This is a genomic window from Dermatophilaceae bacterium Sec6.4 (assembly GCA_039636865.1).
Lineage (GTDB): Bacteria > Actinomycetota > Actinomycetes > Actinomycetales > Dermatophilaceae > Allobranchiibius.
In genome coordinates this window covers 1,172,987-1,187,833 of the sequence record CP144172.1, presented here as the reverse complement: position 1 = coordinate 1,187,833, position 14,847 = coordinate 1,172,987, and the positions used below count along the sequence as shown (strand labels likewise).

At 67.1% G+C, this 14,847-nt stretch carries 15 protein-coding genes; 6 read left to right on the top strand and 9 right to left on the bottom strand.

The window, feature by feature from the left end; all coding sequences use genetic code 11:
• The first annotated feature begins 31 nt into the window (after positions 1-31).
• A complete protein-coding gene (locus V3G39_05890) occupies positions 32-925 on the top strand; it encodes an MOSC N-terminal beta barrel domain-containing protein (GenBank protein XAS77568.1) in 894 nt (297 codons plus the stop codon).
• On the opposite strand, the gene V3G39_05885 is transcribed toward V3G39_05890, so the two are convergent.
• Positions 922-1,788 carry a YegS/Rv2252/BmrU family lipid kinase gene (locus tag V3G39_05885; protein XAS77567.1) on the bottom strand — a complete coding sequence of 289 codons (867 nt, stop codon included), beginning with the start codon at positions 1,786-1,788 and terminating at the stop codon, positions 922-924. The two genes, V3G39_05890 and V3G39_05885, sit on opposite strands and share 4 nt — an antisense overlap.
• Positions 1,785-3,398, bottom strand: coding sequence for an FAD-binding oxidoreductase (locus V3G39_05880; GenBank protein ID XAS77566.1), 1,614 nt, complete (start codon positions 3,396-3,398; stop codon positions 1,785-1,787). Before V3G39_05880 ends, V3G39_05885 begins: the two co-directional genes overlap by 4 nt.
• Positions 3,399-3,415: 17 nt before the next feature.
• Between V3G39_05880 and V3G39_05875 the strand changes: the two genes are divergently transcribed.
• Positions 3,416-4,015 (top strand): TetR/AcrR family transcriptional regulator, encoded by a 600-nt coding sequence (locus V3G39_05875; protein ID XAS77565.1) that lies wholly within the window; start codon positions 3,416-3,418, stop codon positions 4,013-4,015.
• Positions 4,012-5,535 carry a glycerol-3-phosphate dehydrogenase/oxidase gene (locus V3G39_05870; protein ID XAS77564.1) on the top strand — a complete coding sequence of 508 codons (1,524 nt, stop codon included), beginning with the start codon at positions 4,012-4,014 and terminating at the stop codon, positions 5,533-5,535. The genes V3G39_05875 and V3G39_05870 overlap by 4 nt, the downstream gene beginning before the upstream one ends.
• Here V3G39_05870 and V3G39_05865 read toward each other — a convergent pair.
• The 4 genes from V3G39_05865 to rplM all read right to left on the bottom strand — a co-directional run bounded on the left by V3G39_05865 (position 5,532) and on the right by rplM (position 8,545).
• A complete protein-coding gene (locus V3G39_05865; GenBank protein XAS77563.1) occupies positions 5,532-5,954 on the bottom strand; it encodes an organic hydroperoxide resistance protein in 423 nt (140 codons plus the stop codon). The two genes, V3G39_05870 and V3G39_05865, sit on opposite strands and share 4 nt — an antisense overlap.
• A gap of 100 nt (positions 5,955-6,054) precedes the next feature.
• Entirely contained in the window at positions 6,055-7,413 is a 1,359-nt protein-coding gene (gene glmM, locus V3G39_05860) for a phosphoglucosamine mutase (GenBank protein ID XAS77562.1), read from the bottom strand.
• 124 nt (positions 7,414-7,537) lie between these two features.
• Positions 7,538-8,056: a 30S ribosomal protein S9 gene (gene rpsI / locus V3G39_05855; protein XAS77561.1), complete on the bottom strand. Its 519-nt coding sequence runs from the start codon at positions 8,054-8,056 to the stop codon at positions 7,538-7,540.
• A 39-nt stretch (positions 8,057-8,095) separates the two neighbouring features.
• Positions 8,096-8,545: a 50S ribosomal protein L13 gene (rplM, locus tag V3G39_05850; GenBank protein ID XAS77560.1), complete on the bottom strand. Its 450-nt coding sequence runs from the start codon at positions 8,543-8,545 to the stop codon at positions 8,096-8,098.
• Between the two features lie 273 nt (positions 8,546-8,818).
• Between rplM and V3G39_05845 the strand changes: the two genes are divergently transcribed.
• The gene (locus tag V3G39_05845) at positions 8,819-9,397 is read left to right on the top strand and encodes a helix-turn-helix domain-containing protein (GenBank protein ID XAS77559.1); all 579 of its coding nucleotides are present in this window, start codon (positions 8,819-8,821) and stop codon (positions 9,395-9,397) included.
• A gap of 65 nt (positions 9,398-9,462) precedes the next feature.
• Here V3G39_05845 and V3G39_05840 read toward each other — a convergent pair whose 3' ends face one another.
• The 3 genes from V3G39_05840 to V3G39_05830 all read right to left on the bottom strand — a co-directional run bounded on the left by V3G39_05840 (position 9,463) and on the right by V3G39_05830 (position 12,597).
• Positions 9,463-11,172: an ATP-binding cassette domain-containing protein gene (locus tag V3G39_05840; GenBank protein XAS77558.1), complete on the bottom strand. Its 1,710-nt coding sequence runs from the start codon at positions 11,170-11,172 to the stop codon at positions 9,463-9,465.
• Positions 11,173-11,312: 140 nt separating this feature from the next.
• A complete protein-coding gene (locus tag V3G39_05835) occupies positions 11,313-12,026 on the bottom strand; it encodes a DsbA family oxidoreductase (GenBank protein ID XAS77557.1) in 714 nt (237 codons plus the stop codon).
• A gap of 157 nt (positions 12,027-12,183) precedes the next feature.
• Positions 12,184-12,597, bottom strand: coding sequence for a DUF6157 family protein (locus tag V3G39_05830; GenBank protein ID XAS77556.1), 414 nt, complete (start codon positions 12,595-12,597; stop codon positions 12,184-12,186).
• A 199-nt stretch (positions 12,598-12,796) separates the two neighbouring features.
• On the opposite strand from V3G39_05830, the gene V3G39_05825 reads away from it, so the two are divergent.
• Positions 12,797-13,378: a DUF664 domain-containing protein gene (locus tag V3G39_05825; GenBank protein ID XAS77555.1), complete on the top strand. Its 582-nt coding sequence runs from the start codon at positions 12,797-12,799 to the stop codon at positions 13,376-13,378.
• Positions 13,379-13,591: 213 nt separating this feature from the next.
• Positions 13,592-14,836: a threonine/serine exporter family protein gene (locus V3G39_05820; protein XAS77554.1), complete on the top strand. Its 1,245-nt coding sequence runs from the start codon at positions 13,592-13,594 to the stop codon at positions 14,834-14,836.
• Positions 14,837-14,847 lie beyond the last annotated feature (11 nt).

The window sequence follows — 14,847 nt, the reverse complement described above, 5'->3', positions numbered from 1 at the left end:
GGATCAAGACATCGATCGAGGAGTGACCCCCGTGAGCGACGATCTACCTACTGCCATCGAGGTGACCGGGCTGCGCATCCACCCGGTGAAATCGACCGCCATCCGGGGTGTGCAGTCCGCGCAGGTGACCCGGGCAGGGCTGATCGGCGATCGCGAATGGATGGTCGTCGATGGTGGCGGCGACCTCGTCTCGGCTCGCGAGTTACCCGCGCTCTTCGCGATCGTCGCGGACAACCGCGGAACCGGTGTGCAGCACGATCTGCAGTTGACCGCCCCCGGAATGCACCCGATGGTGGTTTCCTACCCTGAGAACGGGGCTACCCAGGTCCGGATGTTCTCCGATCCGCCCCTCACGGCACGGTCAGCAGGGAGCGACGTTGACGACTGGTTGCAACAGGCAATCGGTCGAGCGGACCTGCATCTGGTGTGGTGCCACGACCCGGCCGCCAGACGTCTGGACCCGGAATACAGCAGGCCCGGCGACTACACCGCGTTCGCCGACGGCTTTCCCCTCACCCTGGTCACCGATCCGTCGGTGCGCCGCCTGCAGGAGTGGGTCGATGAGACCACGAGCGAACGTGGCGAAGAGCCGGTCCGGATCCCGGCTGCTCGATTCCGCGCGAACATCGAGGTCAGTGGGCCGATCGCTGCGTTCGAGGAGGACACCTGGTCCCGGATCCGGATCGGTGCAGTGGAATTCAGGGTGCCCGTGCCGTCCGCACGATGCGTGATGACGACGATCGACGAGCGCCTGCACAAGGGCAAGGAACCGATCCGGACGATGGCCCGCCACCGACGCTGGGACGGCAGGACCTGGTTCGCACCGAACCTCATCCCGGACGGCGAAGGCACTATCTGCGTCGGGGACGTCCTTGAGGTACTCGAACGCGCACCCCGGCGCAACCCCACAACTCGCGATCGCTAGCCGAGGAGCATGCGTAATGCCGCAGGCAACACGTCCGCGGTAACGGGCAGCGGGCAGACCGGCTCACCGTCAGCGTAGGCAACCACCCCCGGGGCTTCGATGGTCACGGTCCGTCCGCGCAGCACAGTGATCTCCGGGTGATCGACGTGCGTGCCGCGGTAGACGCTGGGTAACCGAGCGATAAAGCGCGCGCGGCTACCCGCCGCAATCATCACCACGTCCAGGAGCCCGTCGCGCACATCGGCGCCGGGCGCGATGTGCATGCCTTTGCCGTAGTACCCGGAGTTGGCGACCACCACCGTGAATCCCTCGTAACGATGCACTGCACCGTCGATCGTCACTGTGTAAGCAGTGCGGGGAAAGGTCGCGAGCGAGCGCACCGCGCCGTACGGGTATTGCAGTGCTGTCGGCATCCGGTGCAGCCCGTTGACGATCTGCGAGGTGCGCGAATCGACACCCGCGTAGACACTGCCGGCAACCACTCGATCCGCTACCGCGATCGCGTCGACCGCGGTAGCCGTCGGCGCCAGCAGCGCCGACGCCTGCTGCTCCGGATCGAAGGGCACACCCAGTTGGCGTGCGAAGTCGTTGCCCCGGCCCGCGGGAATGATCCCGAACTCGACGCCGTACCGGAACACGGGACCAACCATCGAACTGACCATTCCGTCACCGCCCACGGCAATGCACCGCTCCCCTGCCGCCGCGCTGGCTGCCACCAGCGCATCAGCGGCCTGCGGACCCGGACTCATCGTGGTGCGCACTCTGGCGCCACGTGCCCGCAATGCATCGATGACCGGCTGTGCGGTGCCCGCCGCATTGCCACTACCGGAGGACGGGTTGATCACCACCTGAAACGTGTTCACGGGATGAGCACCCCTGGGTTGAGCACACCCTGCGGATCGAGGCACTCCTTGACGGCGCGCAGTACATCGACGCCGAGCTCGCCGATCTCCGTCGCCAGCCACGGTCGATGATCGACGCCGACGCCGTGGTGATGGGTGATCGTCGCGCCACACCCCCGTATCGCATCGTTCGCCGCGACTTTGGCACGGGCCCACTGAGCCACCGGATCCGCATCCTGGGGACAGACCACCGTGAAATAGAGCGAAGCGCCGGTGCGGTAGAGGTGCGAAATGTGACACATCACGATGGGGCTCGTCGTCCCGTCGGACAACGCTTGGACGACGGCCCCGGAAACGGCTGAGTAGACGGCCGGCAGGTCGCTCCAGAATCCGGCTGTCTCCAGCGTCTCGACCAGCAACCCCTCGTCCAGCAGGGCATCCCGCAGATACGGTCCGTCGAACCGGCCCGCGGCCCAGCTCGCGCCGTCCTTGCTGCTCTCGTTGCTCTGATTGTCCTGCGGAACCGCACCCAGCTCCCGCAACCGATCCTCGACCTCCCGACGCATCCGGTCGACGCGAACCCGGGTGCCCTCATAACCGCAGACCATCGACACCCCGCCGGAGATCCCTCCCTGCTCGGTCCCGATGTCGACCGGGCTCGCCAGGTTGACTGCAGTCTCCATCTCGTCCGACAACCGCAGGACCGTGGGGTTCAGACCCTCCTGGACCAGTGCGCGCAGTGCGTTCGCGCCGTCTTGGAACGACGCAAGCCGCCATGTCTGATATTCCTGCACCTGCGGCGCAAGGTGCACGGCGAGCCGCACCGAGGTGATGACACCGAAGGCGCCCTCGGAGCCGAGGAGCATCTGTCGCAGGTCCGGCCCGGCCGCCGTCATCGGGGCGGATCCGAGCCGCCACGTGCCACGCGGGGTAGCGACCGTCATCCCGACCACCATCTCGTCGAACCGTCCGTAGCCGCTGGAGGCCTGTCCGCTGGACCGGGTCGCTGCAAAACCCCCGATCGATGCATATTCGAACGATTGCGGGAAGTGGCCCAACGTCAACCCCTGCTTGCCGAGCAATCGCTCGGCATCCGGGCCGGTGACACCCGCCTGCAGGGTCGCTGTCATGGAGATCAGGTCGATATCGAGCAGCCGGTCCAGCCGACCCAGATCCAGGGCTACCCAGCCACGTTCCCCGCCCGCAGAACCGTCCAGGCCGCCCACGACCGAGGTACCCCCGCCGAACGGCACGACCACGAGGTGGTGCGCGGCACAGATAGCCAGCAGTGTCTGCACCTGCTCGTGGGTCGCCGGCCGCACCACCGCGTCCGGCGCGTTCGCCGCGTCTCCGCGACGCCGGCGCAGCAGATCACTGGTGGACTTGCCGCCCGTATGCCTCAGGCGGGTCGCAGCTGAGATGTCGACGTACGCCTGACCCACCACTTCGGTCAGCGCCGACAACGCGTCGGGCATCAGCCCGCACGCCGCGATCGGTATCTGGGACTCCTGCACTGGTGGTGTCGCCGAGCGCGCACCGAAGGCTGCGTCGATGAGCGCCCGCGTCGGACCGGCCAGTTGCATCTCCCGGGCAGGATCGCCCCACCGGGCCCAGTGCATAGTGTCACTCATGCGATAGAGTGTGACATATGTCGTCAATGCGTAACAATACCGTTCGTAGCAACGGGACCGGTGAAGAGTCTCTACTCGATGCTGCCCGCGACTGCGTGCTCGCCGTCGGCTGGCGGCGCACGACAATGACCGACGTCGCCAGGCGCGCCGGTGTATCCCGAATGACGGTCTACCGCCGATGGCCCGACATGAATGCCCTGACCGCCGATCTGATGACGCGAGAGTTCACCGGTGCGGGCACTGCCCTGCACGAGGACGCAGGCACACCGATCAACGCCGCCGAGATCGCCCGTGCCGTGACGACCGCCGCGACTCAGATCTGCACCGACCCGCTCTTCGTCAAGATGGTCGACGTCGATCCGGAGCTCCTGCTGCCGTACCTGCTGAACCGCCGTGGCCGAGTGCAGGACCTGTTGCTGAGCACCCTCACCAGCCACATCCGTGCCGGGCAACGCCACGGCGACGTCCGCAAGGGACGACCCGATGTCCTGGCCCGCACCGTCTTGCTGCTGGCCCACGGCTACGTCGTCTCGTCGTCCACGATGATCGAGGACCGCTACACCGATCGCATCGCGCGCCGCGAGCTGACCACGGCCGTCGAGAGCTATCTGCGGTGAGCGGCGACACCCGCCTGAACGCCGCCCGCCGCCAGCGCGAACTCGCTGCCCTGGTCGATGGGCGCGAACTGGACCTGCTGGTCATCGGCCTGGGTATCACCGGCACCGGGATCGCCCTGGACGCGGCCAGCCGCGGCCTACGGGTCGCCGCCATCGATGCGCATGATCTCGCGTTCGGTACCTCCCGTTGGAGCTCCAAGCTCGCGCATGGCGGGTTGCGCTACCTGGCTCGCGGTCAGGTCGGTATCGCCCGCGAAAGCGCGCTCGAGCGGCACATCCTGATGACCCGGACGGCGCCGCACCTGGTGCGACGGGGTGCGTGGCTGATGCCGAGTTACGAGACGGCCGGGCGAGGGGATGCGGCGCTCACGTACGTCGGCCTGCGGGCCGGGGACGTGCTGCGGCGGTCCGCCCGCACGCCGTCCGAGTTGCTTCCGCCGCCGCGGCGCCTGAACGCCTCGCAGGTGCTGAGCATCGCACCGGGAGTCCGCCGAGTCGGCCTGCGGGGCGGATCTGTGGGCTGGGACGGGCAGCTGGAGGATGACGCGCGACTGGTCGTCGCGGTGGCCAGGACGGCTGCCGGGCACGGTGCCAACGTGCTGACGCGGGTCCGGGCACTGCAGATCGGGGAACGCGAGGCTCGGATCCGGGACGAGCTGACCGGCGCCGAATGCGACCTGCACGCCCGGTGCATCATCAACGCGACAGGAGTGTGGGCCGGGCAACTGTCCCCGAATGTCCGGCTGCGACCGTCGCGTGGATCTCACCTCGTCGTGTCCACGGATGCAGTGGGCTGCCCGGACGCCGTGGTGAACGCCGCGATTCCAGGCACCTTCGCGCGGTACGTCTTCGCGGTGCCGCAACCGGACGGGCGCACCTTCATCGGGCTGACCGACGAACCGGTGCAGGGTCAGCTCCCGGATGAACCGACCGCGACCCAGGCCGAGATCGACTTTCTCCTGAACACGGTCAATACGGTGCTGCAGGTACCCCTGACGCGCAGCGACGTCCTCGGCACGTTCGCGGGCCTGCGGCCTCTGCTGGACACCGGAGACGGCGCCACTGCGGACCTGTCCCGCAACCACAGCGTGATCACCGAAGGCGCACAGGTGACGGTGGTCGGTGGCAAACTCACCACCTACCGCCGCATGGCGCAGGACGCCGTCGATGCGGCGGTGCGGGTCGCCGACCTGGCTGCGGGACCCTGCGTGACCGCGCGTACCCCCCTGGTCGGGGCGGCGCCGCCGTCAATCCTGGCGCAGATCGATGCGCCGAAACGGCTGACCCGTCGCTACGGAATCGAGGCGCCCGCACTGCGCGCTGACCCCGAGCTGTGGGGATCGGTCGCTGCGGGTCTGCCCACCACGCACGCCGAATTCGCTTACGGGATGAGCCACGAGGGTGCGCTCAGCGCAGCAGACCTGCTGGACCGGCGTACCCGCATCGGGCTGGTGGACGCAGACCGCGCCCTGGCCGCACAAGCAGCACAGGACGCGGTCGAGGCAGTCAGATCGAGTTAGGCGGCGGACACCGTCACATCGATGTTGCCGCGCGTCGCCTTGGAGTACGGGCAGACCTGGTGAGCCTGATCGACCAGGTCCTGAGCGGTTGCGTGATCGACGCCCGGGATGTGCGCGGAGATCTTCACCGCGATACCGAAACCGGAGGCACCCTTGCCCAGGCTGACCGATGCGGTCACGGTGGACTCACTCACGTCGTGTCCGGCCTTGCCGGCGACAACAGCCAACGCACCCGAGAAGCAGGAGGCATACCCGGCCGCGAAGAGCGTCTCGGGGTTGGCCTTGGGGTTGGAGGTGCTGCCCGGCTTGCCGAGGAGCAGGTCCACGACTCCGTCTGCGCTCTTCACGTGGCCGTCGCGGCCACCCTCAGCAGTCGCGTCAGTGGTGTAAAGGACCTCATCGAGGGCTTCGTACGGCATGGACACACCTTTCGTCATAAAACCTGTTGGTTACACCGGTTGCAACGTCCGCCGACGCTCACAATTCCCCGCGCCTCGCGGTCCTTGCTGAAGGACGCTCTCAGTCCAGCGCGAGTTCGGCGGCGACGACGCCCGCCAACCGATGAGCGAGTTCGTCTGCCTGCTGGGAAGTGACTGCCTCCACCATGACCCGCACCAACGGTTCGGTGCCGGATTTGCGTAGGAGCACCCGCCCGGTGTCACCGAGCTCGGCCCGCACCTGCGTTACCGCTGCCTGCACACCTGCGTGGTGGTCCACCGCGTCCTTGTCGACGTGTGGCACGTTGACCAGGCGTTGCGGTAGTCGCGTGACGCATCCCGCCAACTGGGCCAGCGAACTGCCCTGCGAGGCAACGCACGCGGCCAGCAACAGTCCCGTCAACACACCGTCACCGGTGGTGCCGTACTCGGACACGATCACGTGTCCGGACTGTTCACCGCCGAGCGAAAGTTGCGACTCCCGCATCTCCGCCAGTACGTAACGATCGCCGACACCGGTCTGGCGGACCTTGATGCCCGCCGCACGCATGGCGTGGTGCAGTCCGAGGTTGCTCATCACCGTCGCAACGAGGGTGTCCTGCGCCAACTTGCCGCGCCGCTTCAAATCGATCGCGAGGACCGCCATGATCTGGTCGCCGTCCACGATCTGACCGTCGCCGTCCACGGCCAGGCAGCGATCGGCGTCACCGTCGAACGCCAGACCGAAATCGGCGCCGGAACCAAGCACCGCTCGTTGCAGCGGCTCGAGGTGGGTCGATCCGCATCCGTCATTGATATTGATGCCGTCCGGGGCAGCACCGATCAGGTCCAGGCGGGCTCCCGCCTGCGCGAACGCGCGCGCCCCCACGTCCCACGCCGCACCATTGGCGGCGTCGAGAACTATGTGCAGACCGTTCAGCCCCTGCTCCAGCTGCGGTAGGGCGCTGAGCAGGTGTGCGATGTACTTCTCGGCGCCGTCGGGGTAGGCCGTGACCCGGCCCACCGCAGCGCCGATCGGGCGGTCCCAGTCGCTGGTCAGGTGCGCCTCGATCGCATCCTCGACCGTATCGGCGAGTTTGTGCCCGCCACGGGAGAAGAACTTGATGCCGTTGTCGGCCATCGGGTTGTGCGACGCAGAGATCATGACGCCCAGATCGGCGTCGCTCTCAGCGGTGAGGAACGCGATTGCCGGGGTCGGCAGGACACCCGCGTCGTAGACGTCAATCCCTGCGGAGGCAAGACCTGCGATCGTCGCGGCGGCCAGGAACTCACCCGAAGCGCGCGGGTCACGGCCGACGACGGCGTGCGGCCGATGGCCGGCGAGCTCGCCCCGTTCGGACAGCACCCGTGCCGCTGCAGCGGCAAGACCTAGCGCCAGCTCTGCGGTTACCTCACGGTTGGCGAGGCCACGCACCCCATCGGTGCCGAACATTCTTGTCATGCAGTCTCCTTCTACACCGACGACCTGCATCGCCGAGACGAAACGACCCCGGCCCCCTGCAGTGGCAGGAAACCAGGGTCGTTGCGGGCCGCGATACCAGAGCATCGTCGGTCCGCGGTCGAGATCAGCGCTTGCTGTACTGAGGAGCCTTACGGGCCTTCTTCAAACCGGCCTTCTTGCGCTCGGGGACGCGGGCGTCACGAGTCAGGAAGCCGGCCTTCTTCAGCGGCGCGCGGTTGAGCTCGGGGTCGATGCCGTTCAGCGAACGAGCAACACCGAGGCGGACGGCGCCGGCCTGGCCGGAGGGGCCACCACCGGTGACCCGCACGAGCACGTCGTAGGCACCGTCGAGCTCGAGGATGGTGAACGGGTCGTTGACCAGCTGCTGGTGGACCTTGTTGGGGAAGTACTGCGCCAGGGTGCGGCCGTTGACCGTCCATTCGCCGGTGCCGGGCACAATGCGCACCCGCGCAATCGCCTGCTTGCGGCGGCCGGTGCCGGCGCCGGGCTCGGACGCGGTGCGACGACGCGGTGCGCCCTCGCCGTCTTCGCCAACGGGGCCGCTGGACTCTGAGGTGTAGGTGGACAGTGCGGGCTCGTCCGTTTCGAGGACGTCCTGCTCGGTGGTCTGATCGTCAGCCACGATTCTCCTGAAGTCTGAAGGGGTAGGGGCGCAGGCGCGTTACTGCGCGACCTGGGTGATCTCGAACGGCACAGGCTGCTGGGCGCCGTGCGGGTGGTTCGGACCGGCATAGACCTTGAGCTTGGTCATCTGGTCACGACCGAGGCTGGTCTTGGGAATCATGCCCCGGACAGCCTTCTCAACGGCCCTCGCCGGGTCCTTGGCCATCAGGTCGATGTAGGAGATCTCTTTGAGGCCGCCGGGGAAGCCCGAGTGGCGGTAAGCCTTCTTCTTCAGCAACTTCGAACCGGTCAGCGCAACCTTGTCGGCGTTGATGATGATGACGAAGTCACCGGCGTCGACGTGCGGCGCGAAAACAGGCTTGTGCTTGCCGCGCAGCAGGCTCGCCGTGTGCGTGGCCAGTCGGCCCAGCACCACGTCGGTGGCATCGATGATGTGCCAGGCGCGCTCCTGCTGGAGCTGCGCCGGCTTGGGCGTGAAAGTACGCACGTTCGTCAACTTTCTGGGGTGGTCTTTCGTGCTGGACTGCCGAACCGATCTGGCAACGACACAAGCTCGTTCACGAGGAAGAAGCTGATCTCGCGTGCGCACGGTCGCGACTGGAACATCTCGGGGCACGTTTCCGCGCCTCGTACAGTCTACGAACCCGACGTCGCAGGTCCCAAATTGGCTGAGAACGCCCGGATGGCAATGATCTCGAGCGGTGCGGTCCAGGAATACAGCTGGTATCCACGGGATCTATGCACAAGTATTGTGCATAAAGTGCCCATTTCTGATGCCGATGAGATCACCCGACCCACGAGTCTGCGAGCGCTCGCCCACCCCCTGCGCTCGCGGCTGCTGGCCCGACTGAGAGTCCATGGACCGGCCACGGCAACATTGCTCGCCGCAGCGCTGGACAGCAATACCGGCGCGACGAGTTACCACCTGAGAGTGCTGGCCGAGGCGGGCCACGTCCACGACACCGGGACCGGCGTCGGACGCCGCAGGGTCTGGGCGGCCGCTGCCCAACCGGAGCGCTCAGATCTCGCCGCCGACGACGTGCAGGATCCCGATGAAGCGGCGGTCGCCCGTTGGCTGCAGCACGACCTCGTGCAGTACGTCGGCCAACGCGCGGACGCCTGGATCGACCTGCAGGACGACTGGCCGCGGGCCTGGCGCGAATCCTGCGGCATCCAGGACCACGCGGTGCTGCTCACCACCGAGCAACTGTCGGCGCTGAGCGCCGAACTCGCTGAGGTGTTCGCGCGGTACCGGCGGATCGGGGCGGGCAGCCCAGGCGCGCGACGCGTGGCGGCGTACACGACGTTGCTCCCCGTCGACACGAAACCAGCACGTTGACGGTATCGGCGGCCATTGACGGTCGTTGACGGTCGTTGAACACCGTCAACGACCGGCCAACACCGTCAGCGTCGGCGTCGTACCCGACGTTCGTCCCATACGGGCTCGTTCGGCTCGTACACCTCGCCGTCCTGGCCGAAGACCAGGAACCGGTCGAAACCGCGCGCGAACCACCGATCGTGCGTGACGGCCACGACCGTGCCTTCGAACGCCTCGAGGCCTTCCTCCAATGCCTCGGCCGAGTGCAGGTCTAGGTTGTCGGTGGGCTCATCCAGCAGTAGCAAGGTAGCTCCGGACAACTCCAGCAACAGGATCTGGAACCGGGCCTGCTGACCACCGGACAGCGAGGCGAACGTCTGCTCGGCCGCGTGCGCCAACTCGTACCGGTCCAGCGCTCGCGATGCCTCCTCGCGGGGTTTGCCCGCGCGGTGTTCGTCACCGCGGTGCAGGATCTCCAACAAGGTCCGTGTGAGCAGAGCAGGGTGCTGGTGGGTCTGGGCGAACCAACCCGGCCGTACCCGTGAGCCCAGCCGCGCGATCCCCTGATGGATGACCGGCGCCGGCTGGACGTCGCCCACCGGTTGATGCTCGATATCCGGGTCGCTGCCGCCTGCTGCGAGCAACCGCAGGAAGTGTGATTTGCCCGACCCGTTCGATCCGAGCACCGCCACCCGTTCGCCGTACCAGAGCTCCACGTCGAAAGGCGCCATGAGCACGCTCTGCCCACCGTCAGCCGACAACTCCAGGCGCTCACAGATCACTGCGCGCTTGGCGGTGCGGCCGCCTCGCAGTCGCATGGTGACCTTCTGCTCGGTCGGGGTCACCTGCGGCGGACCGGCCTCTTCGAAACGGCGCAGCCGGGTCTGAGCGGCGTGGTAGCGGGGAGACATGTCCGAGTTGTAGGCCGCCTTCTGCTTGTACATCTGCACCAGAGCCTTCAACTTGGCCAACTCCTCATCCCACCGTTTGCGCAGCTCCTCCAGGCGGGCATTGCGATCGATCCGCGCCTGGGCGTAGGTGGCGAATCGGCCGGGGTGCGTCCAGGCGGCGGACCCGGCAGCACTTGGCTCCAGCGTGGCGACGCGGGTCGCGACCTGGTCGAGCAGTTCGCGGTCGTGGCTGACGAACAGGACGGTCTTGGGCGACTCGTTCAGGGTGTGCTCCAGCCACCGTTTGGTCGGTACGTCGAGGTAGTTGTCCGGTTCGTCCAGCAACAGCACCTCCTCGGGTCCGCGCAGCAGCGCCTCCAGGACCAGCCGCTTCTGCTCCCCGCCGGACAAGGTCGACACATCGCGCCACTGAGCCTTGTCGAAGGACACGCCGAGGGCCGCGACGGTACAGACGTCCCACAGGGTCTCCGCTTCGTAGCCACCGATCTCGCCCCAGTCGGCGAGCGCCTGCGCGTAGGCCATCTGAGTGGGCTCATCGTCCTGTTCCATCATCGCCAGCTCGACCCGATCGACGGCACGGGCAGCGGCTGCGATCGGGCCCGGCGCCACGTCAACCAGCAGGTCCCGCACGGTGACCTGACTGCCGTCCCGCCCTACCTTGCCGATGAACTGACGCATTACCCCCAGACCGCCACTGCGGGTGATCGCGCCTTCGTCGGCGGTGAGCTCGCCGGCAATGATCCGCAGCAGTGTGGTCTTGCCGGTGCCGTTGGGACCGATCAGCGCGACCTTGGCGCCCTCACCCACCCGCAGACTGACACCGCCGAGCAGCGGTCGTCCGTCGGGAAGCGCGTAGTCGATCGAGTTGACATCCACATGGCCCACGAGCGTCCAGTCTGTACGACGTCGCGGCATCCGTCAGCCCGATTTACGGCCGCAGCCGCAACAAGTCGGCTCCGGGCGATCAGGGCATCCGGCACTTCTGCGGGCAGAATCTCGGGTCAGGGGCGCCGATGGACCCTGCGTCAGACGGCACACGAATCACCGTCGCAGGAGGGCGCGTCGCCGTCCTGGGCCACCAGGGTGAGCGGAGAGTGTTCGGACCAGGCTGTGTCCAGCGCCTGCAGGATGGCGTCGGCGGGTTGGGCTCCGGAGATGCCGTACCGGCCGTCGATGACGAAGAACGGGACACCACTGATGCCGTACGCCTGCGCCTGCGCCTCGTCTGCACGAACAGCATCGGAGTAACGGTTCGATGTCAGCACGGCGTCCACTTCGGCTTCGGGCAGCCCCACCTGCGCGCAGAGGCCTCGCAGGGCGCGATGATCGGAGACCGGGGACCCCTCGGTGAACGTCGCGCGGTCCAGGCGCTCCTTGAGCTCATCCTGGTGGCCGTACTCCAAAGCAAGGTGCAGCAACCGGTGCGCGTCGAAGGTGTTGCCGGGCCGGGCCAGATCGAAACGGAAGTCAAGACCTTCGCTCGCGGCCGTTGCGGTCATCTGATCGATCATCACCTGTGCCTCGTCAACCGAGCAGCCGTACTTGGCCGCGAGCCGCTGCGCGTACGTGCCCCCCTCGGCAGCGCTCGGGGATGCGGACACGTCGAGTTCGAAGCTGCGCCACACCAACTCCACCTCGCCGCGGTGCGCAAAGCGCGCCAAGGCCGCTTCGAGGCGGCGCTTACCGATGTAGCACCACGGGCAGACAACGTCGGACCAGACTTCAACCTTCAAGCTCATGACTGAGACAACAACAAGGGTGACCCGCCTCTTCCGAGGCCGCGCACGCCGACCCTGGCCCCTGTCCGGCGTGCGACATGTCTGAAGCGTCTGAATTGCTGAGGTAGGTCGCGGCTCTATGTCGTCCGATGGCCAGCCGGTCCAGTCACGCCAGTCATCAAGCCTCGCCCTCACGCGATGTCTTCATGGCAGGTCGCTTGATGATGGCGTCATCGTTCACCATGGCGTGATAGGCGCTCGTTCCCATCGCAACCAGCGCGATTCTGCCCGTCTCGTCGGCATGTACGCCCCACCCGTAGTTCTTTGCCAGCGGCGAGGTGCGCATGCACGGTTGACCTCGGGAGAAGAAACGGTCGCGAGCCGCAGCACGCTCATAGGTTGCGACACCCTTGCGGTCAGCGAAAACGGCAAAGATCACGTCATCGCTCGTCAGCTCGTAGTCGTGGCCATGCAGCATCGCGAATTGCATCTCTGCGATCGACGATCTGCCTACCGGCGGCGGCACCGCGGCGACACACTTGGTGTCCGGCGACACTGTGATCAGCGTGTTCGTGTAGTTCGTCGTATGCATTTCGTCATCCTGACACTGGGGCGACCCGGGCAGGGATTACCGGGATGTACCTCGCGATGACGTCACCCGGACGCGGACGCAGTAGGACGGCGTACGACAGCGTCGAAGCCGGGATCGCGTTGCCGGGAGGCTGTCGGTGCACGCGGCTACATTCGCGGCACGCGGGACCGCATCGCGGCGCAGCCGAGGAGAACTTGCCATGCCGACACCTGGGATCCACCCCGAATCAGCCGAGTTTGCGCTCTACCTGGCCGACCAACTCGCCGGGCTACGCGCTGCTGCCTACGGATTGACCGACGAGCAGGCCCGCGAAACTCCCTGCTGCAGCAAACTTTCGGTCGGTGGCCTCATCGAGCATGCGATGTACGTAATGAAGGGTCGCCTGGACCGCGACTCTCATGGAAGCCGCAACACAGAACTAAGTCAGGACGGTATTCAGGCCTTTCTCACCAGCTTCTCGCTTCCAGCCCACGACACCCTGACTGCGGCATTGGCGCGCTTCGATGAGATGGCGAGCGCGTACCTGGCCAGCGTGCGCGCGGCTGACCCCAGCGCCGACGTCATCGAGCCGTCGGCGCCGTGGAACGGCATCATGCACGAGGCACCCACCAGGGAACGGTTCTACCTGCTGCATCACGTCGAGGAACTGGCCCGGCACGCCGGCCATGCGGACATCCTTCGCGAGCAACTGGACGGCGCCGACGCCGCCTCGCTCAAGGCCGCCGTCGAGGGCCGCCCCGCCAACGACTTCGTGCAGCCCTGGACACCAGCAGCGAGGTGAAGTGCTGCACGCAGAGCTTGCATTGCGGGTCCAAGAGCGTCCGCACGTTAGGTTGAGATCCATCAGCGCGTGCGGGACCTGATACGGCTCACACTGGTCCTCCCCTCGTGCACGCTGCGCGTCGCCATCCGACATCGCGCCGCCTACGGGCCAGGCAGAACGAGGGTCGGCTACGCGTGACTGCAGACCCATTCGGACAGCGGAGGAGGACACATGTCGGGTAGCGGCGTTTCCGGCAAAGATGCTGACACCGGGCCCGTCGCCGCGATTGATCTGCGGCGCAGATTCCTGCTGGAGCTGGGGGCCGACCTGTTGAGCGGCGGACTGCCCGTACCTGACATCGAGCAGATGCTGCGAACGATCGGCTCGGTGCTCGGCGCCGACGACGTCATGGTGGCTGCCACCCCCACGGGCCTCTTCGTAACGATGGGCCACGATGCGTCGACAGGATTCCACCCCGTCGGCCCTGGTCTCCGTTTCGAGCAGACGGCGGCCGTCCTGGACGTCATGCACGCCGTACGCCGCAGAACCGTGCCCTACCCGGCTGCTCTCGAGCGGCTGCAAACGATCCGCCACCGACCTGCCCGCTGGCCGGCGTGGCTCTCAGATCTCGGAGCCCTGCCCATCGGGGTCGGTCTCTGTCTGCTCCTACAGCCGGCGCTGGCCAACGTCCTGGTCGCGGCGGTGGCCTCGCTCATGGTCGCCGGGGTGACCGCCGCAGCGCGGCGCTGGCCATCGGTGCGGCCCCTGGTGCCTGTCGCTGCTGCCTTCAGCGTGTCCATCGTGGTGTTGCTGGCGACTCGGGCTTCGCTGATGGACGGGCCGTTACGCACGATCGTCGCGGTGCTGGCGGTCCTGCTGCCCGGCAGCCTCCTGGTCACCGGATTGTCGGAAATCGCGGCCGGAGCGCTGCAGGCGGGTACCGCAAGGCTGACGGCGGGAGTAGCCCAGCTCGTGCTCTTTCTCGCGGGGGTACTGGCCGCAGTCGCAGTGACCGACGCTCCCGCAACCGTGCTGAACAACACTGCGGTGGCGCACCACGGTGTGTGGGCAATCGCCCTGGGTCTCACCATTGCCATCGCCGGCATCATCGTGAACGTCTACGTACCGCTGCGCGCGATCGCCCCCATTGCCGCTGTGGTTGCCGTCACTGCCACCGTGCAGTTGAGCGTCCAGCACTTCTATGGTCCTGGTCTCGGCGGGTTGGCCGGGGCAGTGGTGGCTGCCGCGGCTGCCGCCGTTGCCCATCGACTGCCGAACGGTCCGTCCTGGCAGGTGGCCTACCTGCCGGCGTTCTGGGTTCTGGTCCCCGGCAGTTTCGGTCTGTTGAACACAGCCGGTCTCGGGTCGGGCACCGATACGCATGCGATTCTGACGGCTGTCTTCGCTGTTGTCGGGGTGTCGGTGGGGACTTTGATCGGCGCCCCCTTCGGCCGCCTCGGCCTACGCAACGCCTGAAGCACTGCACC

Bases quoted from the DNA above. Each gene is read 5' to 3' on its own strand.
- V3G39_05880 (XAS77566.1), bottom strand. From the start codon at position 3,398: ATGAGTGACACTATGCACTGGGCCCGGTGGGGCGATCCTGCCCGGGAG.
- V3G39_05875 (XAS77565.1), top strand. From the start codon at position 3,416: ATGTCGTCAATGCGTAACAATACCGTTCGTAGCAACGGGACCGGTGAA.
- V3G39_05865 (XAS77563.1), bottom strand. From the start codon at position 5,954: ATGCCGTACGAAGCCCTCGATGAGGTCCTTTACACCACTGACGCGACT.
- glmM (XAS77562.1), bottom strand. From the start codon at position 7,413: ATGACAAGAATGTTCGGCACCGATGGGGTGCGTGGCCTCGCCAACCGT.
- V3G39_05835 (XAS77557.1), bottom strand. From the start codon at position 12,026: ATGAGCTTGAAGGTTGAAGTCTGGTCCGACGTTGTCTGCCCGTGGTGC.
- V3G39_05830 (XAS77556.1), bottom strand. From the start codon at position 12,597: ATGCATACGACGAACTACACGAACACGCTGATCACAGTGTCGCCGGAC.
- V3G39_05825 (XAS77555.1), top strand. From the start codon at position 12,797: ATGCCGACACCTGGGATCCACCCCGAATCAGCCGAGTTTGCGCTCTAC.
- V3G39_05820 (XAS77554.1), top strand. From the start codon at position 13,592: ATGTCGGGTAGCGGCGTTTCCGGCAAAGATGCTGACACCGGGCCCGTC.